General features: G+C 39.7%; 25 protein-coding genes and 1 pseudogene. 17 read left to right on the top strand and 9 right to left on the bottom strand.

All coding sequences use genetic code 11. The features are described from left to right. Nucleotides 1-4 precede the first annotated feature (4 nt). From NLJ00_RS15075 to NLJ00_RS15050, 6 genes are read left to right on the top strand one after another with little or no spacing between them, the layout of a single operon-like run. On the top strand, nucleotides 5-262 hold the full coding sequence (locus tag NLJ00_RS15075) for a hypothetical protein (protein WP_256634389.1): 258 nt from the start codon (nucleotides 5-7) through the stop codon (nucleotides 260-262). Nucleotides 263-273: 11 nt separating this feature from the next. After that, nucleotides 274-1,563 carry a conjugative transposon protein TraM gene (traM, locus tag NLJ00_RS15070; protein ID WP_256634388.1) on the top strand — a complete coding sequence of 430 codons (1,290 nt, stop codon included), beginning with the start codon at nucleotides 274-276 and terminating at the stop codon, nucleotides 1,561-1,563. 11 nt (nucleotides 1,564-1,574) lie between these two features. Then, on the top strand, nucleotides 1,575-2,417 hold the full coding sequence (gene traN, locus NLJ00_RS15065) for a conjugative transposon protein TraN (protein ID WP_256634387.1): 843 nt from the start codon (nucleotides 1,575-1,577) through the stop codon (nucleotides 2,415-2,417). A 36-nt stretch (nucleotides 2,418-2,453) separates the two neighbouring features. Beyond that, on the top strand, nucleotides 2,454-3,617 hold the full coding sequence (locus NLJ00_RS15060; RefSeq protein WP_256634386.1) for a hypothetical protein: 1,164 nt from the start codon (nucleotides 2,454-2,456) through the stop codon (nucleotides 3,615-3,617). Nucleotides 3,618-3,642: 25 nt separating this feature from the next. Continuing rightward, nucleotides 3,643-4,668, top strand: a complete 1,026-nt coding sequence (locus NLJ00_RS15055) for a hypothetical protein (protein WP_256634385.1) — start codon at nucleotides 3,643-3,645, stop codon at nucleotides 4,666-4,668. Continuing rightward, nucleotides 4,668-4,952: a hypothetical protein gene (locus NLJ00_RS15050; protein WP_256634384.1), complete on the top strand. Its 285-nt coding sequence runs from the start codon at nucleotides 4,668-4,670 to the stop codon at nucleotides 4,950-4,952. Before NLJ00_RS15055 ends, NLJ00_RS15050 begins: the two co-directional genes overlap by 1 nt. Before the next feature lie 1,234 nt (nucleotides 4,953-6,186). Here NLJ00_RS15050 and NLJ00_RS15045 read toward each other — a convergent pair. From NLJ00_RS15045 to NLJ00_RS15020, 5 genes are all read right to left on the bottom strand, one after another. Continuing rightward, entirely contained in the window at nucleotides 6,187-7,233 is a 1,047-nt protein-coding gene (locus NLJ00_RS15045) for an alpha/beta hydrolase (RefSeq protein WP_256634383.1), read from the bottom strand. Nucleotides 7,234-7,739: 506 nt separating this feature from the next. Next, a complete protein-coding gene (locus NLJ00_RS15040; protein WP_256634382.1) occupies nucleotides 7,740-8,225 on the bottom strand; it encodes a cyclophilin-like fold protein in 486 nt (161 codons plus the stop codon). A gap of 16 nt (nucleotides 8,226-8,241) precedes the next feature. Further along, a complete protein-coding gene (locus NLJ00_RS15035) occupies nucleotides 8,242-8,832 on the bottom strand; it encodes a DapH/DapD/GlmU-related protein (RefSeq protein WP_256634381.1) in 591 nt (196 codons plus the stop codon). 85 nt (nucleotides 8,833-8,917) lie between these two features. Further along, nucleotides 8,918-9,796, bottom strand: a complete 879-nt coding sequence (locus NLJ00_RS15030; RefSeq protein WP_256634380.1) for a helix-turn-helix domain-containing protein — start codon at nucleotides 9,794-9,796, stop codon at nucleotides 8,918-8,920. A 978-nt stretch (nucleotides 9,797-10,774) separates the two neighbouring features. Further along, on the bottom strand, nucleotides 10,775-10,912 hold the full coding sequence (locus tag NLJ00_RS15020) for a hypothetical protein (protein WP_256634378.1): 138 nt from the start codon (nucleotides 10,910-10,912) through the stop codon (nucleotides 10,775-10,777). A gap of 435 nt (nucleotides 10,913-11,347) precedes the next feature. Between NLJ00_RS15020 and NLJ00_RS15015 the strand changes: the two genes are divergently transcribed. From NLJ00_RS15015 to arsB, 6 genes are all read left to right on the top strand, one after another. Beyond that, nucleotides 11,348-11,830 carry a hypothetical protein gene (locus NLJ00_RS15015; RefSeq protein ID WP_256634377.1) on the top strand — a complete coding sequence of 161 codons (483 nt, stop codon included), beginning with the start codon at nucleotides 11,348-11,350 and terminating at the stop codon, nucleotides 11,828-11,830. Between the two features lie 351 nt (nucleotides 11,831-12,181). Next, nucleotides 12,182-12,514 (top strand): ArsR/SmtB family transcription factor, encoded by a 333-nt coding sequence (locus tag NLJ00_RS15010; protein ID WP_041515706.1) that lies wholly within the window; start codon nucleotides 12,182-12,184, stop codon nucleotides 12,512-12,514. Continuing rightward, a complete protein-coding gene (locus NLJ00_RS15005) occupies nucleotides 12,505-13,011 on the top strand; it encodes a GNAT family N-acetyltransferase (RefSeq protein ID WP_256634376.1) in 507 nt (168 codons plus the stop codon). Before NLJ00_RS15010 ends, NLJ00_RS15005 begins: the two co-directional genes overlap by 10 nt. Nucleotides 13,012-13,045: 34 nt before the next feature. After that, a complete protein-coding gene (locus NLJ00_RS15000; RefSeq protein ID WP_256634375.1) occupies nucleotides 13,046-13,519 on the top strand; it encodes a DUF6428 family protein in 474 nt (157 codons plus the stop codon). Between the two features lie 41 nt (nucleotides 13,520-13,560). Next, nucleotides 13,561-14,175: an arsenate-mycothiol transferase ArsC gene (locus NLJ00_RS14995; RefSeq protein WP_256634374.1), complete on the top strand. Its 615-nt coding sequence runs from the start codon at nucleotides 13,561-13,563 to the stop codon at nucleotides 14,173-14,175. Between the two features lies 1 nt (nucleotide 14,176). Then, nucleotides 14,177-15,262 carry an ACR3 family arsenite efflux transporter gene (arsB, locus tag NLJ00_RS14990; RefSeq protein ID WP_256634373.1) on the top strand — a complete coding sequence of 362 codons (1,086 nt, stop codon included), beginning with the start codon at nucleotides 14,177-14,179 and terminating at the stop codon, nucleotides 15,260-15,262. Nucleotides 15,263-15,352: 90 nt separating this feature from the next. Here arsB and NLJ00_RS14985 read toward each other — a convergent pair whose 3' ends face one another. Continuing rightward, nucleotides 15,353-15,766: a helix-turn-helix domain-containing protein gene (locus tag NLJ00_RS14985; RefSeq protein ID WP_256634372.1), complete on the bottom strand. Its 414-nt coding sequence runs from the start codon at nucleotides 15,764-15,766 to the stop codon at nucleotides 15,353-15,355. A gap of 319 nt (nucleotides 15,767-16,085) precedes the next feature. On the opposite strand from NLJ00_RS14985, the gene NLJ00_RS14980 reads away from it, so the two are divergent. Then, on the top strand, nucleotides 16,086-16,304 hold the full coding sequence (locus NLJ00_RS14980; RefSeq protein WP_256634371.1) for a hypothetical protein: 219 nt from the start codon (nucleotides 16,086-16,088) through the stop codon (nucleotides 16,302-16,304). A gap of 39 nt (nucleotides 16,305-16,343) precedes the next feature. Here the strand turns inward: NLJ00_RS14980 and NLJ00_RS14975 are convergent, their stop codons facing one another. Further along, on the bottom strand, nucleotides 16,344-16,799 hold the full coding sequence (locus NLJ00_RS14975) for a response regulator (RefSeq protein ID WP_256634370.1): 456 nt from the start codon (nucleotides 16,797-16,799) through the stop codon (nucleotides 16,344-16,346). Nucleotides 16,800-17,165: 366 nt separating this feature from the next. On the opposite strand from NLJ00_RS14975, the gene NLJ00_RS14970 reads away from it, so the two are divergent. The 3 genes from NLJ00_RS14970 (at nucleotide 17,166) to NLJ00_RS14960 (ending at nucleotide 18,296) form a co-directional block, all read left to right on the top strand. Further along, nucleotides 17,166-17,456, top strand: a complete 291-nt coding sequence (locus NLJ00_RS14970; protein ID WP_256634369.1) for a Y-family DNA polymerase — start codon at nucleotides 17,166-17,168, stop codon at nucleotides 17,454-17,456. Nucleotides 17,457-17,513: 57 nt separating this feature from the next. Beyond that, nucleotides 17,514-17,708, top strand: coding sequence for a hypothetical protein (locus tag NLJ00_RS14965; protein WP_256634368.1), 195 nt, complete (start codon nucleotides 17,514-17,516; stop codon nucleotides 17,706-17,708). Between the two features lie 363 nt (nucleotides 17,709-18,071). After that, the gene (locus NLJ00_RS14960) at nucleotides 18,072-18,296 is read left to right on the top strand and encodes a hypothetical protein (RefSeq protein ID WP_256634367.1); all 225 of its coding nucleotides are present in this window, start codon (nucleotides 18,072-18,074) and stop codon (nucleotides 18,294-18,296) included. A 348-nt stretch (nucleotides 18,297-18,644) separates the two neighbouring features. On the opposite strand, the pseudogene NLJ00_RS25115 reads toward NLJ00_RS14960, so the two are convergent. Continuing rightward, nucleotides 18,645-18,917 (bottom strand): annotated as a pseudogene (locus NLJ00_RS25115) (response regulator); the annotation flags it as partial. A gap of 1,173 nt (nucleotides 18,918-20,090) precedes the next feature. Between NLJ00_RS25115 and NLJ00_RS14955 the strand changes: the two are divergent. Beyond that, complete coding sequence (locus NLJ00_RS14955) at nucleotides 20,091-20,549, top strand: sensor of ECF-type sigma factor (RefSeq protein WP_256634366.1); 459 nt, start codon at nucleotides 20,091-20,093, stop codon at nucleotides 20,547-20,549. A gap of 172 nt (nucleotides 20,550-20,721) precedes the next feature. On the opposite strand, the gene NLJ00_RS14950 is transcribed toward NLJ00_RS14955, so the two are convergent. Beyond that, on the bottom strand, nucleotides 20,722-21,222 hold the full coding sequence (locus NLJ00_RS14950; RefSeq protein ID WP_256634365.1) for a hypothetical protein: 501 nt from the start codon (nucleotides 21,220-21,222) through the stop codon (nucleotides 20,722-20,724). Nucleotides 21,223-21,248: the final 26 nt, after the last annotated feature.

Here is a 21,248-nt window from a genome sequence, read left to right as displayed (position 1 = left end):
GGTTATGAAATCACTGTTTAAAAAACGAGAAATCCCTTTTACATACCATAGGCACTATCTCTCTGCACAAAAAAAATGGTCTGAAAAAATGAGCGGTCTGGCGGAAGGGTGCTCAAAGAGAAAGCTCATTTTTCTTCTCAGCTTATTTGTTATCCTGTCAGCAGGCTATCTTATTTATAACCTTTATAATGCCTTTTCAGGAAAGGAAGCCCAGCGGGTTAAAATTTCAAAGCAGACTGTAAAAATTAAAATAATCGATTAAAAGATAAAAAAATGGAAACCAAGACGATATCAATTAAAGAAGCAAAAAAACGAAAAATGCTTCTGGCTCTGCCGATGATAACACTTCCTTTTATCACCATTCTTTTTTACACCCTTGGAGGAGGAAGAACGGAAGCCGCAGCGGCTGAAAATGAAATAAAGAAAGGATTTAATTTTAAACTGCCGCTTCCAAATTTCAAAGAAGATTCTTCTTTGGATAAAATGAGCTACTATGACCAGGCAGCAGTAGATTCCATCAAACTGCAGGAGCAGATTAAAAAAGATCCGAACTATTCCAATCAAAAAGTTCTTCAAGAATCCTTGAAGGAGTTCCCGGAACTGGATTTTGCATCCCAGAGTTTTTCAAAAAAAGGAAGCGGCTTGAATGCAGTGGCCCCGCAGGACAGAAACGAGCAGAAAATCTACGAAAAGCTGCAGCTGCTCCAGAAAACCATCAGCCAGCCTGCACCGGTTAAAAATTACGGGCAGGATATGAGGGAGTTTGAAAACTACGGCTCATCAAATGAAGTATCTGCCCAGATTAAGAACTTGGAACAGATGATGTCCGCAATGGGCGAAACTCAGCCGGACCCGGAACTGCAGCAGCTCGGAGGCATGCTGGAAAATATCCTGGATATCCAGCATCCTTCAAGAGTGCAGGAACGTTTAAAACAGAATTCCGAACAAAAAAAAGGAAAAGTTTATTCCGCAGTCCCTAAAAAAACGGCGGACTATATTACTTCTCTCCAAGAAAATGCAATACCTGGAGAGTCCTTTAAATTGAATGCTTTTTTCACGGCAGATGAGGATTTAAATCCAGATCATCAGCAGAATGCACTTGAAGCTGCCGTGCACGAAACGCAGACCATTGTAAACGGATCTGTGGTTAAACTAAGGCTCACTGCCGATATTACGCTTCAGGGAAGAACAATACCGAAAAACACCTTCCTATACGGCATGGCGGCATTGAAAGGTGAAAGGCTTGAAATAAAGATAGAAAACCTCCAGCATCATGGTTCCATTTTCCCAGTGCAGCTCTCGGTCTTTGATATGGACGGTATTGAGGGCATATATATTCCGGGTGCCATTAACAGGGATGTGGCCAAAGCATCTGCCGACCGCTCGATTCAGACACTCGGACTTACCGGCATTACTGATTCATGGGGAGCACAGGCTGCGGGCATAGGCATTGAGGCAGCCAAAAGTCTTATGAGCAAAAAGGTAAAACTTATAAAAGTTGTGGTAAAAGCAGGATACAAGGTGCTGTTATATGATGAAAAACAAAAGAATTTAAAACCATAAAATAGAATAAGATGAAAAGAATTAATTATTTGTTTTTAATGAGTCTGCTGCTGGTTCCTGTTTGGGCTCATCCCCAGCTAAAGAGCAGGGAAACTGTTTTTTATGAAGACCGCTATAAAAATCTTCAGATCGGCTATTCAAAGACTACCAGCATCGTTTTTCCCTACCAGATTAAAAGCATCGATAAAGGCAGTGCCGATGTTCTGGTGCAGAAAGCCAAAGGAGTCGAGAATATTCTGCTTGTAAAAGCGGCGAGACAATATTTTTTCCAGACTAACCTGACAGTGGTTACATCTGATGCAAAATTATATGTATTTGTGCTAAATTACGACGACAACTGCCCTGATCTGAATATAAAAGCAGAAAATGCTGCGGCGGCGAGTAAGGATGTATTATTCACTTTAGAGAACGAAAATCAGAAAAAAATAGAACAGTCTGCTTCACTGGCATTATCAAAAAAAATAAAGACCAGCGGCTTAAAAAAAGCTAAGTTTCAGATAAAACTGGAGGTCAGCGGCATTTTTATACATGAGGATGTGCTGTATCTGCGCGTAGTATTTGAGAATAAGTCAAAAATTAATTACGATATCGACCAGCTGCGTTTTTTCATAAGAGACCAGCGAAAATCAAAACGAACTGCCTCGCAGGAAATTGAGATCCAGCCGCTGTACTGCACTTCATCAATTGCGGTGATTCCTGATAAGTCTGAAGCAGTAAAAGTTTTTGCACTGGAGAAATTTACCATTCCAGACAATAAGCTTTTAACGCTCCAGCTGCTGGAAAAGAATGGCGGACGCCACTTAGAGGTTAATATTAAAAAAAATCTGGCCGATAAAGTAATCCCGCTGCCATAATCCCGGCACCATCCTAAAAAACTTAAAAAGCAGCTTATGAATATAAATATCAATGAAACCGAAACGCTGTTAAGCTTTGCAGAGGAAATGGCTTCACTAGGCTATCGCTATGCCGCTCACCCTGTTAATATATCAGCTGACAGCGATAACATTGCTTTTTTCAGGACATCAATGGGCGCAGAGGACCATTGTCTGGTGGGGGTTAATGATATCGACTATTTTAAGAGCGTGCCCATCGATTCGCTTATAAATGACTTAAAGACAGTCATGCAGAGCGGAATTGATCTGTACAGCAATCAGAAACTTGATCTTACGGAGTTTGTCCGTCTGTCAAGAGAAAACAAAGAATTACCAGAAAACAACTTAAATACAAATATTATGAATGAGAATAATTTAAATTACCTGAAAGACCAGCTGAAATATACTGGATTTGGAGAAACTTTCGATGCTGAATTGAGAGAAAACATGCTGAAAGGAGATAAGGATTTTAAAATCATGCACACCGGCATTATGAACAATGGCGTTCCAAACAGAGACACCGTAACGGTTGAGCTGAACTTCAAGAAGTCAGACCAGACTGATATGTACTTTTTTAATTCCTATCGTGTGAATCTTCAGAAAAAAGAAAACAAGCAGGGACTGCAGCAGACCTTTTACATCAATAATGATGCAACCAGCATTACACTCAAAGAAGCCTATAATTTAATGGAAGGCCGTTCGGTGAATAAAGATCTTAAAACTAAAGAAGGAGAAAGCTACAATTCTTGGTTAAAATTCGATTTTAAACAGACAGACAATTCCGGAAATTTTAAGATTAACCATTACCATCAGAATTACGGCTATGATCTGGAAGCAAGCCTTGAGAAGCATTCCATAAAAGAACTCAGTACGCCGCAATATAAGGAAGACCTTATGAACTCCCTTAAAAAAGGAAATCTTCAGTCTGTGACTTTTGTTGTCAGCGGCGTTGAAAGCAAAATGTTCGTGGAAGCAAATCCGCAGTTTAAGACTCTTAATGTATATGATGGAAACCTCCAGCGCATCAATCATCGAGAAAGCAAGGAAGAGAAAAAATCAGAAGGAGAAAAAACATCTGAAAAACAATCAGAGAAAAAACAGTCTGAGAGCACTGACGAAAACAGTGAAACCCCTTCGGCGAACAAACCAAAAAAAAGAAGACAGCAGTCTAATTCGCTTTAGAGATTTAAAAATAATTAAAGCTTAAATGATGAACCCGCAGTTTCCCGTAAATAGAGTAGAAATAGAATTCAGCCAATGGAAAGCAAGAGAGGAGCGTTTGAGTACGCTCTTTTCAATTACTCCGGCAGAAAACAGATCTTTATTGGCCGAGAAACTGCGCCAGTTCGATAGAATCAGAACGAAATACAGATCTTCAAAAAATATTGAGGAGCAGCATACGCTTCGAATCCTTAAAATGGAAATCCAAAGGATGGCAAAACAATTGTATCCAAGTCTCATTTCACGTATCCTGAGGAAATTAATCACCAGCACTCAAAATCAGCTTTCACTTCGCAGTGAGGCAAAAAAAGACGAAAGAAACTTCAATTCCCTTAACGAGGAAGTGCAGCGTATCGGCTTTCCTGATTTATCCGAAAAATTAAAAAATCTTATTGACAAGGAACAGGAAAATTTCAGCATTCCTCTATCCTACTACCTTAATGAAAAAGAAAAGATCACTCATACCCTTTCGTTTTCAAAAAATGCTGAAGGTCATTTTGAACTCGACGGATTTAAAAGCAGCCTGCAGAATAATTCCGCACCAGAAGATAGCAGGGAATATTACTTTAAAAATGGGCTGGAAAACAATTTTAAACTGAATGAAGCTTATAATTTATTGTCAGGCCGTTCTGTAGAGCATAACCAATCATGGTTTCAGCTCGACTTTAATGATAGAGATGCTTCGGGCAGTTATCACTTAAAAGAATTTCGAAATGAATATGCTTATGATTTAGAAAAGACTTTAAAGGCCATTCCTTTAAAAGATATATCTAATACATATGAAATGGAGAAACTGAAAAATGCTATAAGGCAGGGTGACAGCGTATCTGCTGTGCTGATTAAAAATGGACGAGAAAATCAGATTTATATAGAGGCCAATCCGCAGTTTAGATCATTGAATATCTATGACCAGCAATTTCGTAAAATACAGAAAGCTTCATCAAAAAACCAGGCAGCAGCATTCCCGAAACAATCTGTCCAAAAAGGAATAAAATCTAAAATACAGCAGTGATGGAACAATTAAACCCTTTAACTGAATTCTTTAGATCGATAGAAAAAGACCAGCGCATCAGCATTACCCATATTGGAATTTTTGCGGCACTGCTCCAATTCAGAACAAATCAAGGCAACATCAATCCTATCAAAGCCTACAGGCATGAAATTATGAAAATAGCAAAGATAACCGGCCCTGCCACGTATCACAGGTGCATAAAGGATTTAAATGAATACGGTTATATAAACTACGTCCCCAAAAAAAACAGAAACCAGAAAAGCGTCATTTATTTTCTTGTTTAAAAGCGGAGCTGCTATTTTTTGGGCTGCAAAAATAACTTTTACTATTGTCTGCTGTTCCATTGAAGTCAGAAATTGGCTTATTTCAAATTGTCTGTTTAACTTTTTAGCCCCGATTGCTTCGCCAGTTTGCTTCGCTCGTGTGAAGTGGAAATCCTTCTGCGCCGTGGTTCGGCGCAGAAGATTGAAGCGCATAGCGGGAAAAGCTCCTAAAAAATAATGTCAAACCTAAGAACCCAGTGATCAGCATTGTCATTCTATATAATACTGCAGCCCCCCTGATTACCTGACCGCTGTTCTATAAATCCAGCCCCTTATGCTGTAAAAAAAAACTCCTCTGTCACGTATCACATGTGCATAAAAGATTTAAATGAATACGGTTATATAAACTATATCCCAAAAAGAAACAGAAACCAGAAAAGCGTCATTTATTTTCCTGTTTAAAAGCGGAGCTGCTATTTTTTGGCTGCAAAAATAACTTTTACTATTGTCTGCTGTTCCATTGAAGTCAGAAATTGGCTTATTTCAAATTGTCTGTTTAACTTTTTAGCCCCGATAGCAGCGGAAATCCTTCTGCGCCGGTGTTCGGCGCAGAAGATTAGAGCGGATAGCGGGATAAAGCTCCTAAAAAGAATATTAAACCTAAAATAACATTCCTCCCGGATTACAGGCATGAAATTATGAAAATAGCCAAAATAACCGGCCCTGCCACGTATCACAGGTGCATAAAGGATTTAAATGAATACGGTTATATAAACTACGTCCCCAAAAAAAATAGAAACCAGAAAAGCGTCATTTATTTTCTTGTTTAAAAGTGGAACTGCTATTTTTTGGGCTGCAAAAATAACTTTTACTATTGTCTGTTGTTGCATCGAGGTCAGAAATTGGCTTATTCCAAATTGTCTGTTTAACTTTTTAGCCCCGATAGCAGCGTAAATCCTTTTGTGCCGGGGTTCGGTACAAAAGATTGAAACGAATAGCGGGAAAAAGCTCCAGAAAAATAATATTAAATACAATTGACAATGCTAATCATCCCGATCAGATTGCGTTAAAAATTCCTCCTGCCGATTAATAACAGCCAAAAAAACCGGCCCTGTCACGTTATCACAGGTGCATAAAGGATTTAAATGAATACGGTTATATAAACTATATCCCCAAAAGAAATAGAAACCAGAAAAGTGTTATTTATTTTCTTGTTTAAAGGCAGGTTCCGCTTTTTCAATAAGCGTTTGATATCTTATTTCAAATTATCGTTAAAGAAACTTTCTAACTTATCAAACGGAATCACATCTATTTTATCATAGAGATCCACATGAACTGCATTTGGGATAATGATCAGTTCTTTCGGCTGGCCTGCCACTTTAAAAATATCTTCGCTAAAATATCTTGAATGTGCCTTTTCTCCGGCAATCAATAGCATTGGTATTGGAGAAATTTCTTTTACGTAAGTCAGTATTGGCATATTCATAAACGAGATTGGATTGGCTGCAAGCCAGGCTCCGTTTGAATTTACGGAATTAACATGAAAACCGCGCGGTGTCCTGTAATAGTCAAAATATTCTTTTACGAATTGCGGTTCATCACCTTTTAATTTTTCGGGCAGATTTCTTGGCCCATCGGCTTGTTTTCCAGCCTCGGCGTCTTTGTAGCGCTGCTCACCCAAAACTTCCAGTGTTTTGGTTCTTTGATCCGGAGTTACTGAATCATTGTATCCTTTGGACATTACGCGGGTCATATCATACAAGCTTGTCGTGGCAACCGCTTTAACCCTTTTATCAATAGCTGCAGCATTTAAGGCAAAACCGCCAAAACCACAAATCCCGATGATCCCAATTTTGTTCCTGTCAACGTTTTTCAACAGTCCTAAAAAATCAACCGCGGCGCTGAAGTCTTCCGTATTGATTTCAGGAGATGCCAGATTTCTTGGCTCGCCACTACTCTCGCCTGTATAAGACGGGTCAAAAGCCAAAGCAATAAAACCGCGTTCCGCCATTTGGTTGGCATACAATCCTGATGATTGCTGTTTTACTGCCCCAAATAGCCCGCTGATCGCTAATGCTGCTAATTTTTCAGTTACAGCATTTTTCGGAAGGTATAAGTCTCCGCTTAATGCAATGCCGTAACGGTTTTTAAAGCTCACTTTTTGACGGGTTACCTTATCGCTTAACTGGAATGTATAATGTTCTTTTGAAGTGTTCATTTTTTGTGTATTTAATTTTGTTTTTTGTGCAGATAACTGCCCTGTTATCAGAAACAATATTGTGACTGCCAATGCTTTTTTCATTTTATGCTTAATTATTTTTAATACTTTAAATATTACTCCTTAGTTATCTATTTTTACCGATTCACCATCCCTTTCCTAAATTTTGCACAGAGGTTTACTCAAGCTCCTGTGCTGCTGGTCGAAAGATAACTTGGCAGATGCTTCTCCCATCCCGCTGCTGGCTCCTGTAATGATTACTACTTTGTCTTTTATATTACTTTCCACAATTAATTATATTTAGTTTCAATTCTTTTTGAAAACTATTGAGCACTTTGATACACCTTATCGGTTACCGCTTCGTTCCAGTTTACAATCCCCTTTTCGGTGTTTGGAACGATGTATAATAGCTGCAAACCTACATCAGCACTTGCACCGTGCCAATGCCTAACATTTGGCGGACATTTTATGACATCACCTTTTTTGATAATTTCAATAGGCCTGCCCTCAATCTAATGATAGCCAACCCATTGCTAATAACATTATGAATAAAAATGCTGTTTTAAAATTACTTTTCATAAGACTCCATTTTATTTGTTTTCAAATTTCACAATCACATTTCCATTACCCAATGCAGCAGCCAGTCCCGCAGGGTTGTCAATATATCCCAGTTTTGTATAACTATAGGAAGTGTTGAAACTTTTATAAAAAAGCACCAGTACATTGCCGCCATAAAGCGTTAAATCGCCCGGCTTTATATCACCTCCAATTGAAGCATTTGCTGGAAGCGGACTGGGGAAATTGTAATACTTTTCATTGCCATTCAGTTCTGTCATGTCTATGGTAAGTGGAAGCACTGCTTTAAGTGCAGCTGCACTGGGATTGTTATACAATGTTGCCGTGAAAACTGCTGTGCCAATTGTTATTTTCATTTTTGATGCTGAATTAGTATTAGTATTTTCATTTTCATTCTTATTGTCTTGCGGTGCTGTATGATTGTCATTGCCACAGCTTGCATTACAGAAAGAAAGAGCGAAAAGAACAGCCATAACCGTTAGAAGAGATTTCAGTTTCATAATCTATCTTTTAAGGTTAAACATTTTTAATGAATTTTGCAGGAATCCCGCCAACAATCGTATTATCGGGAACATCTTTGGAAACAACTGCCCCTGCCGCGACAACTGCATTTTTCCCAATGGTAACGCCGGGCAAAATCGTGGCATTGGCACCAATCCATGCATTTTTTTTGATATGGATGGGTTTGGCAGTCAATCCTTTTCTCTCCTTGGGATCTAATGGGTGGTTTTCGGTAACAAGAGTGACTTTAGGGCCAATTAAAACATCGTCTTCAATGGTAATCCCGCCCAATGCCAGAAAAGTGCAGCCAAAATTGATAAAAACATTTTTTCCAATTGTAATGTGTTTTCCGCAATTGATGTAAAGAGGTGTAAATACGGTTACATCCTGGATTTTTTTATCTAAAATTGTGTCTAATATCTCTGTAATTTCCTGAGGATTTACAGCATTGTTCATCTGGGTAAGCAATGCTTTGACAGCAAATGCTTCATCCCTTAATCTGCCTAGCTGCGGATCGTTTGAAAGTATGGTTTCACCTGATAAAAGCCTCCCAAAAATATCTATTTGGGATGAGCAGGCAGCGGAAATAGGGTCTTTATCTGACATAATATTTGAATTAAATATTCAGATACAAAGATAAGGCTGCCTATAAGGATGGCAGTAACGATTATCAAACCAAAGCTTAAGAAATTCAAACTTCTGCTAAACGGAATGCGGTGGGATTGGTTCCGGTAATTTTTTTGAAGAAATTATTAAAGTAGGTCGGATATTCAAATCCCAGCGCGTAGGCGATTTCAGAAATACTCCAGTCGGTATGCTGCAGCAGCGCCTTGGCTTCTGTGATGATTCGCTCTGTAATATGTGTAGTTGTTGATTTTCCCGTGACTTCTTTTACGGCCCGGTTCAGGTAATTAATATGCACATTGAGATGCTGGGCGTAATGCTGCGCCGTTCTTAATTGAAGCGGACTCGAAGTGGTTTCAATAGGAAATTGTCTTTCCAGAAGTTCTAAAAACACAGATGCTAATCTGGATGAGGCATTCTTGTTTTGCTCAAAATTTTCAGAAGGTTCCATCTTTAAAGATTCGTGAATAATAAGACTGATGTAATTACGAATCAGTTCATCTTTAAATGCATAATCACTTTTTTGCTCGGCAATCATTTTCTGAAAAATAGTATTCAGAAACCCTCTCTGCTCTTCTGTGATTTTCAAAACAGGCGTCCCGCCGATTTTAAAAAAGGAAGATTGCTGCAGACTTTCAGAACGTTCGGAATTTTTAAAAAACTCCTCAGAAAATAAAATGGTGTAACCAACGTATGTTGTGGAAATGGTTTCCCACGAATACGGAATGTGCGGATTTCCGAAAAAAAGAATCGTTCCTTCCTGCTCATAGGTTTTATCAGAATAATGAATCTTGCTTTTTCCCGTAGTCAGACAGATTTTATAAAATTCCTTTCTGCTGTAGGTCCTGGTTTCTGCGCCATCATCCTCTATCTGAAATGCCTTAAAACCCTGGAGTTTCAATTCATTGTTAAACTGCGAAATTTCTCTTGTTATGATCTCTTTCATAATGCAAAGTTAAGAAATTCAAACATACCATAACTCTTTAATCTTAATTTCGACCTAAATCACTTTCCATTACAATCCTGTCCAAGTTTAGAATCCTTTTTTTTATAGACATAAAAAAGCAAAAAAAATATCTTACATAATAGCTGCTTTATTTTTGCACCGTCTGCAAATTAGAAATACGACAATTGAATTCAATTTTACAATTCTCCAACGCAAAATAGGGCCTGCAGCTCTAGCCCCGATAGCAGTGGAAATCCTTTTGTGCCGGGGTTCGGCGCAAAAGATTGGAACGAATAGCGGGAAAAAGCTCCTAAAAAATAATATCAAACCTTAAAATAATATACCCACCTGATCACCTGTATGCTGTTCTGTAAATGCCGACCCTTATCCTGAAAAAAAGAAACGCCCCTACCCGCTTTACTTTCAATAAAGACCAGCGCATCAGCATTACCCATATTGGAATTTTTGCGGCACTGCTCCAATTCAGAACAAATCAAGGCAACATCAATCCTATCAGAGCCTACAGGCATGAAATTATGAAAATAGCAAAGATAACCGGCCCTGCCACGTATCACAGGTGCATAAAGGATTTAAATGAATACGGTTATATAAACTACGTCCCCAAAAAAAATAGAAACCAGAAAAGCGTCATTTATTTTCTTGTTTAAAAGTGGAACTGCTATTTTTTGGGCTGCAAAAATAACTTTTACTATTGTCTGTTGTTGCATCGAGGTCAGAAATTGGCTTATTCCAAATTGTCTGTTTAACTTTTTAGCCCCGATAGCAGCGTAAATCCTTTTGTGCCGGGGTTCGGTACAAAAGATTGAAACGAATAGCGGGAAAAAGCTCCAGAAAAATAATATTAAATACAATTGACAATGCTAATCATCCCGATCAGATTGCGTTAAAAATTCCTCCTGCCGATTAATAACAGCCAAAAAAACCGGCCCTGCCACGTATCACAGGTGCATAAAGGATTTAAATGAATACGGTTATATAAACTATATCCCCAAAAGAAATAGAAACCAGAAAAGCGTCATTTATTTTCTTGTTTAAAAGTGGAGCTGCTATTTTTTGGGCTGCAAAAATAACTTTTACTTTTGTCTGTTGTTCCATTGAGGTCAGAAATTGGCTTATTCCAAATTGTCTATTTAACTTTTTAGCCCCGACAGCAGTGGAAATCCTTTTGTGCCGGGGTTCGGCGCAAAAGATTGCTTCGCCAGTTCGCTAGCGCTCGGGTGGAACGTATAGCGGGTAAAAGCTCCAAAAAAATATTAAACATAAAAAAAATATCAAACCTAAAAACTCAGTAATCAGCATCGTCTATATATACAATATTACACCTACCCTCCTGATTACCTGATCGCTATTTTATAACTGCAGCCCCTTATTCTGTAAAAAAATCCCCCCTATCCGCTGTACATTTGATAAAGGACAGCCCGCAAAGCACACAAAAGGAAAAAATGTCAGCTGCCACGGCAGTACCCACAATCTTCCTGCGGTACACCCCTTTAAAAAAACGACAGCAATAATCCAGCTAAAAAAAATAAAATGGCAGCTTCAGATACAAAGGAAAACAACCCTCAGGATGAGAAGAATTTTCAAAACCCTGACAAAGGCAATAAAGCAGATCAAAAAACTGCCTCAACTACAGCCCACCCCATTACAGATAATGCCGGGCCGGATTACGCAGATGACCTGGGCACCGATGAGAACAGTAATAAGTATGATTCAGAGAACCCCCGTAATGAACCCGGCCCCCGGTCCAAAGACATAACCGAAAAGGAAATCGAAAATGACCTTATGGAGAATGACCCATCCGGAGGTTTTGAAACTGATATTGATACCCAAAACAGCGATGAAGCGGAAAGCGACAGCTTTGAAATTATAGAACCCGATCAGGATAATCCCGTGCAGAGGGAATTCGAAATCGGACAGCTTGGAAACAAGGAGCTTCGAGAAGATGAAATGACCAGAGACGCGACAGACGGCGGAGCGCCCGGCAATTACAAACCTTCCCAGCGAAAATTTTAGTGTACTGAAAGATTTGATGCCTTAAAACTGAATTTTGAGATAAAAACATCCGCCGACATTTGCGGCGGATTTGTGCATTCCCTTTATGGAAAGCTGGTTATGATCACTGGAGTTCCATAAACTTTATAATGGAAAATTGTCCAGAATTATGCATTTGCAGCTTATCATCGCATTAAGACCCGCTAATTGCCCTGCCCTGCATCTTTGAGTTGATGTTTCCATAAAAAAAAGCTGGTTACTCCCTTTAGAATATCAATATGCTTACCAAATTTACTTAAATGCCCAATAAAAATTGAAGTAATTTTTTTTATTTAAAACAATATCGTAATATTGCAATATAAATATAAAACGATGGGAGCAACAAAAACAGATCACTTTACAGAAAGCCAGAATGAGCTGGCTGTTTTAGCCAAAGCATTAGGCCATCCTGCGCGTATTGCTATTATGGAGTATTTATTAAAAGTGGATGCCTGTATCTGCGGAGATATTGTAAACGAACTTCCCCTTTCACAGCCGACCGTTTCTCAGCATTTGAAAGAATTGAAAAATGCAGGGCTGATTAAAGGAAGCATCGAAGGAAATTCCATCTGCTACTGCATCAATGAACCAGGACTGGAAAAGATAAAAGGCTTCTTTGAGCATATATCAGATCATTTGGCAAAAAAGAGAAGTGAATGCTGCTAATCTATAAAAATATGGAAATCAGAAAACTTTCGGACAAACACTGGAATCAGGTAAAAATAATTTACCAAAAAGGGATAGACACCGGCAATGCCACTTTCCAGACCAGCGCCCCCACATGGGAAGACTGGGACAATTCACATCTTAAGTCCTGCCGAGTTGTGATGCAGGAAGATGGCAATGTAATTGGCTGGGCTGCCCTTACCCCTGTTTCTTCACGCTGCGTTTATGCAGGGGTTGCAGAAGTGAGCGTATACGTGGATCCCGAACATTCAGGAAAAGGAATCGGGCTTACCCTTTTAAATGAACTTGTCCTGCAGAGCGAAGCAGAAGGAATCTGGACGCTTCAGGCAGGGATCTTTCCTGAGAACACGGCAAGTCTCCGCATCCATGAAAAGGCAGGTTTCAGGATACTTGGAACTAGGGAGAAAATTGGAAAACAAAATGGTATCTGGAGAGATACTGCGCTTCTGGAAAGAAGAAGCTCCGTTATTATTTAATAAAAAAATATAGTTTAACTAAATATAAAAAATTATGAAACTTTCAGAAATTAAAGAAGTGCTTAAAACAGTGGAGGCTGTAAATTTTGAACTGCCGGACGGCACATTTGTTCCGGAATATTTTCACGTAACCGAAGTAGGCCTGGTTACCAAAAACTTCATCGACTGCGGCGGCGTAGTAAGAAAAGAAACGGTTGTAAATTTCCAGCTTTGGGATGCCAGCGACTACCAGCACAGGCTGAAACCTCAGAAACTGATCCACATCATTGAGCTTTCAGAAAAAGTATTGGGTATTGAAGACCATGAAATTGAAGTGGAGTACCAGAATACCACTATCGGCAAATACGATTTGGATTTTAACGGCGAAAACTTCACTCTGCTGAATAAACAGACAGCCTGCCTTGCTCAGGAGCAGTGCGGTATTCCATTAGATAAGCCTAAAGTAAAATTATCCCAGTTAAATACTGATAATGCTTCTTCATGCACTCCGGGCGGAGGATGCTGTTAATCATTAAATAGATATCAATAAACCTTTACAGCCAAAAAACTATGTTATATCCAGAAATTGAGAATACCGTTAAATCATTTGATTTCAAGCAGATCTCCGAAGACCGAAAAGCAGTCCTGCAGCCCTTAATCGATTTCATTCAGACTAAAGTGGACAGCAAGCAGCAAACCAGACTAAACCTAATCTGCACACATAATTCCAGAAGAAGCCATCTCTCGCAGGTTTGGGCGCAGACCGCGGCTGCCTATTACGGCATCAAAAACGTTTCATGCTATTCAGGAGGAACCCAGGCTACTGCCCTTTTCCCAATGGCAGCTGAGACATTAGGGGATTCAGGATTTAAGATCAAAACTCTTTCAGAGGGATTAAACCCTATTTATTCCATAAAATATTCAGCTGATGAACTTCCTGTCATCGGTTTTTCCAAAACCTATGATGATGATTTCAATCCTGAAAGCGGATTCGCCGCAATAATGACCTGCTCGAAGGCTGACGGGGGATGCCCGTTTATAGCAGGTGCTGAGAAAAGAATCCCGATTACCTTTGAAGACCCTAAAATTTCTGACGGAACGCCTCAGCAGAAAGAAACTTATCTGGAGCGCAGCGGGCAGATAGGAACTGAAATGTTTTACGTATTCTCACAAATAAAAAAATAAAATGTCAGCAAATAACTGTGTACCAGCGCTCGGACGCAAAAAATTAAGCTTCCTTGACCGCTTTTTAACCCTTTGGATTTTCCTTGCTATGGCTATAGGCGTGGCTATAGGATACTTTATTCCTTCCAGCGGAGATTTCATTAATTCTTTCTCCAGCGGTACCACAAACATTCCATTGGCAATAGGGCTTATCCTGATGATGTATCCGCCTCTGGCAAAAGTAAAATACGAACAGATGGGACAGGTTTTCAAAAATACTAAAGTCTTGGGTGCCTCTTTATTCCTGAACTGGATTGTAGGCCCTGTCTTAATGTTTTTACTGGCGCTCCTGTTTTTGAACGGATATCCTGAATACATGATTGGAGTGATCCTGATCGGTCTGGCACGCTGTATCGCAATGGTTGTGGTATGGAATGATCTGGCAGACGGAAACCGCGAATATGCAGCAGGTCTTATTGCCCTTAACAGTATTTTTCAGGTACTGCTTTACAGTGTATACGCTTACATTTTTATAACCATTCTCCCGCCCTATTTTGGATATGATGGTTTTGAAATCAATATTAGCATTGCGCAGATTGCCGAGAGTGTCGGTATTTATCTAGGTATTCCATTTGCTCTTGGAATCATAAGCCGTTATACTTTGATAGCTTTAAAAGGTTCTGAATGGTTTGAGAATAAGTATGTATCGTTTATCTCACCAATTACACTTATTTCATTGCTCTTTACAATTATTGTAATGTTCAGCCTGAAAGGAGAACTTATTGTTCAGATCCCTATGGATGTCGTGCGTATTGCAATACCGCTTGTGATTTATTTTACTTTAATGTTTATCATCAGTTTTTTTACAGGAAAATATTTTGGGGCTGACTATTCAAAGGCTGCATCTATAGCTTTTACAGCCACCGGCAATAATTTTGAACTTGCCATTGCCGTGGCAATCGGCGTGTTTGGAATAAACAGCGGCCAGGCATTTGCGGGAGTTATTGGTCCCCTGGTAGAAGTACCTGCTCTTATAGCACTGGTAAACCTTGCATTCTGGTTCAGAAAAAAGTATTTCACAAAACAGGTAGCTGCAGAAACTGCTTAAACAAAAATGAGAATTGCAGTAATATTCTTTAAAAAACTGCACAAAAACAAGATGCTATTACGCCTTATCATGCCTTTAATTTTTTTAAAGTCAACCAAAGTTATATCTCTTTTTAGGAACTATTGCAGCAGGGTGGACTCTATGCAATTTTAAATATTCTGAAGGCGTGGCGCCAACATGCTTTATAAAGGCCCGGTGAGCGGCAGCCCTGGAATTAAATCCACAGGCCGTTACCATTTGCTCTACTGTTAAATCTTTCCACCGAGTATCATTTATTTTTTCTTTGAAATACCCGATTCTCATTAAATTTATATAATCCCTAAAATTTTGACTGGTCTGTGAATTAATCAGGTGCGAAAGCGTGTGGAGCTGAATTCCTGTTTCCTGCGCCAGGTCCGGAAGAGATAAATCAGATTTTAAAAAGAGCTTTTTAGAAACTAGCGTACTTTCTATTTTGGTCAAATAAACCTGTTTTTGGCCCAGTGTTAGTTTTTTAAAATTCATATTTATATTCTTAATAAAAAATTAGTACAAGATAGCTTAAAAAGTAAACGCTCTATCAAATCACCTCAGGATAAACAAAGTAACAGCTAATACCTGCAAAATAGTCCCCTAGCGCTCCTTGCCCGATAGAGGCGGAAATCCTTTTGTGCCGGGGGTTCGATGCAAAAGACTGCTTCGGCCAAGAGGCCCGCTGATCTAAATCGCGTTTCAGGGTGTCCCACTGACTTAACACAAAAACGGAGAGCAATAGAAATAAAACCCGTAATTTTGCCTTTTAAATTAAAGCTCAGGCTGCCACAGTTCTGGGCGGGCATCAGATATGAAAAAGTTTGAAATTAAAGACGCAGGAGCCGGCATATGGCTGGTATCGCACAACGAGGTGCCAAAATTCACCTGCCGCTTTGAAAATAAAAAGTTCAATTACCAAAGAACCATAAGCGGCCTTTCCAATCCCACAGGAGACAAAAACGAAATCCAGCTTCTTGAAAAAATGGAGAAATGGCTCAGGGGGTACCATAAGGAGAAAATAGATGGTTAAGCAGACCTATTTAGTGTTCAAAAGTTATCGGCACCAAGATTAAGTCAGAAGAAATTTTCTTTTTTTCTCCAAAGCAGAAATAAAGTTCAGGCTCAGGATATCCCTGAGCAGGGATTTCAGGTACTCAAAGGAACTGGGCTTGACTGCGTAAAATGCAGCTCCCAGTTCCAGTGCTTTCTGAACATTGTCCGGATCACTGCTGGTGGAGAGCATAACGATATTCACTTCTTTGAGCCAGCCGCTATGGCTTCTTATTTCTTCCAGGCATTCAAGGCCTGATTTGCGGGGCATATTGATATCAAGAAAAATAAAGTCCGGGAGCTCATCACTTGGAAGGGCAAGCAGCTTATACATTAAATACATCCCGTCCTCTGCCTGTTCCAGCACAGCATCGGGAGCGGTTTCGCTCAGCGCATCGGCAAAAAATTCCCTGTCGTCGCTGTCATCATCGGCTAAATAGATATATTTCTGGGCATTGTCGTTGTCAGCGGCCATAATCAAAAATTTTACATTATTAAATGGAGAATTCTGCAGCAGCAGAACAGCATTTATAATTTTCCGCGGGCGTAAATTCAGGGTTCGTCATCATGTCCAAAACCGGACAAGGGTAGTAAAGATAATTCTTATTTAGGAAAAAACACACTAAAAAAAATCTTTTTACATTTTCTTAATCCGGCCCTTTAAGCAAAAAATCAATATTTACTGCCCCTAGCCCTATCAGAAAAAAAATGACTAAATAAATTTGTCATAAATTAGAACATGCTAATAGTAAAAAATTCTACGATCTGTCATGATCTTAGCGCTTATAAAAGCAGAAGATTATGCAAAGGCCGGTTGTACATATCGATATGAACACATTTTGTGTCCTGTGAAAGGCTTAGCAACCCGAAATTAAACAGCATTCCGCTGATCATCGGCAGTGGTATAAGAGGCGTTGTGGCATCGTGCTCTTACAGGGCGCGGAGCTCTGCGCCACCTTCAGCCATGCCTCTCCATAGGGCAATGAAACTCTGCCGGCAGGCCAAAATCATGGAAGCAGAGATGCAATTGTATTGCTGCTTTTCCCACGATATTATCAAAACCATTAAGAAAAAGGCGCCTGTGCCAGAAAAGCCCTCATCGATGAGTTTTATCTGGATAGGTTCAAAGTAAGCTCATCTGAACAGCAGTTTGGGAAGATTCAATTAAGATACTGTCTCCCAAAGGGATATGAATATTCAAAAGAGCAACGAGGCTGAAAATAGGCCATTTGAAACCATTGAACCCGAAAAGGATAATCCCGCGCGCAGGGAATTCGAAATCGGGCAGCTTGGCAATGAAGAACTTAAAGAAGACAAACTTACCAGAAATGAGACAGATAACAGTGCACCGGACAATCATAAACCTTCCCAGCGAAAATTTTAATGTACCCGCATTATGCTGCGGGGAATAAAAACTGAAAATACCTTAGCAGCCCTTTTTCAATACTCAATAACTATTTTTCAATACTAAATAATGACCAGCTGTATTTCAAAATCAGCCGGGCATTAAAAGGGTTCCTGCCGTCAAATGAATTTCCTCTACCCGATCGGTCTGACCGGCCTTGCGCGATTGGCCAGCAATTGTGTTTCTTTGCATCTGGCATCAAAAATGCTGCCCATATGGAGTCCAGCAGAAATAATCCTTATAAACACGGCAGGTAAAACTACCTGATCTGAGCAGTCTTTACCTGCTTTATTTGCATGCCAAAATTACTTTTCCTATATTTAAGAAACATTAAATTCAAAAATGATGAATTCAGCAAAAATAACAGGTATTGTGCTTATAGTGATCAGCATTGCCGCAGGCTATGTGGGCTTAAACCGTGTAGCGGACAGCACCAAAGAAATTAACTTTTTAGGACTTAAGATTGATGCTTCAAACGAGTCGGGCCAAATGCAGGGTTTTCTTTATCTTGGAGCGGCAGCTGCTCTGTTGGCAGGCGGACTGTATACTTTAAAAAAGTCAAACTGATTAAAAATACATAGTAAAACAGAAAGCCTGCAGCATAAACCGCTGCAGGCTTTTTGAATCAATAAGCTCCTTGATTGAAAAGAAGGTTAATACTTGAAAAATCAGGTCTTATTGGAAAAGTCAGTTTATGCAGGAGTGTCTCCCTTAAAAATAAAGAATTAATCCGGAAGTTAAACGATTTGGGTATATAAGCATAAAGCTCAAAATAAAATTTTTCAAGCTTTATTATAAAAATGGAAGCTGGTATTAAATCAGATCAAAAAAAGCCCCTGCTGCCAGGGGACCGGTAAATAGATCTGCAAGCTTATGCGGCATAATCCGCACTGTGAGCATCCTCACGACAGGCCGTTATAATAATTCACGCAGCATCGCCCTGAATTCCTCCATACCGGCTGGCTTGGATATGTACTTTACCCCTGCATTGTTTCTCTCCAGCCAGGGTGTCATAACCTGCTCGGGCGGGGTTGAAAGCACAATGACCTCAATGTGCTTTAGGCGCTCTGTGGACTGTAGGCGCTTTATAAATTCCAGTCCGTTTACCACAGGCATATTATAATCCAGGAAAATAATATCGGGCAGCTCCGGCTCTTGCAAAGTCTCTAACTCTTCCCATGCCCTGGCGGGATTAAGTCTCGTGCGGCATACTGCCTGGTTGTTTACCGCACTAAGGGCTTCAACAAAAAAAGGGTATCGTCACTGTCATCATCAATAAGCAGTATATTTTTGTAAGGCATATCTAAATTTTAAAAACTTTATTTCTTCGGCCATCTGATCACGCCAGTGTCATGGAATGGTAAAATAAGCAAAAGCGATGACATTTACCGGCGCTTATAAGCAAAATCTAAATTAGGTTCCGCTGCATTGCCAGCCTGCTGCCTTATTTTCGGGTATTTAACCCAGTGGAATGGGATTCATTTAGCAACGATATGGAACTCTACATTTTAAAGTTTTGTAGATTTACTTACTGCTTTGTTTAAAATTATTTTCAATCAGGCATTCTCGGCAGTCCTTATTTTTATTATGCCCTGGTCGGTAAGATCATCCAGAATTATCAGGTTATTATCCGCTAAATAAAGCAAGGACTCCAGCACTAGTGCCTGGTTTATCTTTTCAGAAGAACAGCATCGTCTTGCGATGTCCAATTATCCGAAGCGGGAATGATCATCCCAGAGCGTTCTTCCAAAGTGCAGCTCCTGTTGTGATTCTCCGTCAGGATCATACCTCTGAGTACAAATGATTTTTGCGGCATATCATAATTTTGGTTCAATAATCCATTAGTGAAAAACCACTCAAAGATATATAAAATTTACAGGAGGGATTTCCCAACCACTACTGCGGCCTGTAATATGCCGTTGTGCAAGACAAAATGGGGCTCTGCGGCAGCCCTCAGCCCCGATAGCAGTGAAATCCTATGCATCAGGGGTCCGGCGCATAGATCGGAACGGATAGCGGGAAGAGCTTCTAAAAAACAATAACTGCCTTAAAAAATGATCCACCAAGAACTGCAGCCCGAAACACTAAATACTATTTCATACGGCCCCTGATTTACAAACTGCAAAGCCATCACTGCGCCGGATCGTTTATAAACGGCAGTACGGGTATCCCCTAAATTAAACCTTTTGCTGTGAAACATATCTAATCATATATCAAAAGGTTTAAACTGCTGGTACACTTGTATAATTTAATGACGCAGACCCTCAAATTGAACCCCAATTAAATGCAGCAGAGCAGAAAAAACAGCAGGTAAACCAAATATTGGAAACTTAATTTCAGAACAAGACAAAAACGAAAAATATGAAAATAAAAGACATACTGCCGATATTTCTATTTTTGACCAGTTTCCCATTTTATGCACAAAATGAAAAAACAAACCAAAAATTCGAAAAAATTAAAGCCTATAAAATTTCTTTTTTAACCGCAGATCTGGAACTTACCCCGGCAGAGGCTGAGAAATTCTGGCCTCTTTACAATACTTATGAAGACAGGCGATATGAGCTGAGGCATGAAAAAATGAAAACCTATGCGCAAAAACTCAATGATGATACTATCAATTCCATTTCAGAGAAACAGGCCGGAGCACTTTTATCACAAATGGAAAGCACCAACAGGAAACTGTATCTGTTGAAAAAAAATTATCTAAGCAGCCTTCGCCGGGTACTTCCAGCGAAAAAAATAGTAAAGATCAAAAAATCCGAAAAGGATTTTAACCGAAAACTGCTACAACAATACCGCAATAAGGCCGGTAAAAAGTAACCAAGGAAACTAACTAATAGCTATGAAGCCCTTTAAGTAGTTTGTTTACTTTGGGCTTCTGGTTCTCTTAACCGCATCGGGCGTTACACCCTGTGTGCTCGATAGTACGGCTGAGATAAGCGGTATGAATTCTCAGGGGTGCATACGGGGGAGCCATAATACTAAAAACAATTTACCTTTTTTTTGTCCTGGTCAGCTCTACATCGAATACCGAAGTACAGTTGTCCTCTATGGTAATGGTCTGGGTGCCTTTAATGACATTGTCCTTTATATCATCCAGGACAACGTTGATTTTCAGGCGACTCTCCGAGAGGCTGTCAGGGCAGGATTCCAGGATGATTTTATCCCCCTTGTGTATTGCCCTGAATACACTGAGCAGCTTTTTGCGGTTCAGGCCATTGGCATACACCCTGACGGAGTCCTGTATAAACTCCCAGAGCTCATTTCGCCGGTCCCCGATCACATACAGGCCGCAGTCTGCTTTGCTGCAGAGCATCCCGCTGTCCCAAAGCCCCTGCAGCGATAATTCCCACTGCCTGACGGACTGGGCATTACTGAACACCGAATCTTTTAAAATTACAGCTTTTTTACTGTTCTCAAGTCCTGACTCTTTTTTTCTTTCACATGACATACACAGAAATATAAGAAGTACAATTATTGGCAATTTTCTCATGGCTCTTTTTTTTGGACCTGTAATGT

Source organism: Flavobacterium panici, from assembly GCF_024499525.1.
GTDB classification, from domain to species: Bacteria; Bacteroidota; Bacteroidia; order Flavobacteriales; family Flavobacteriaceae; genus Flavobacterium; species Flavobacterium panici.
This window is presented reverse-complemented; position numbering and strand designations above follow the sequence as displayed.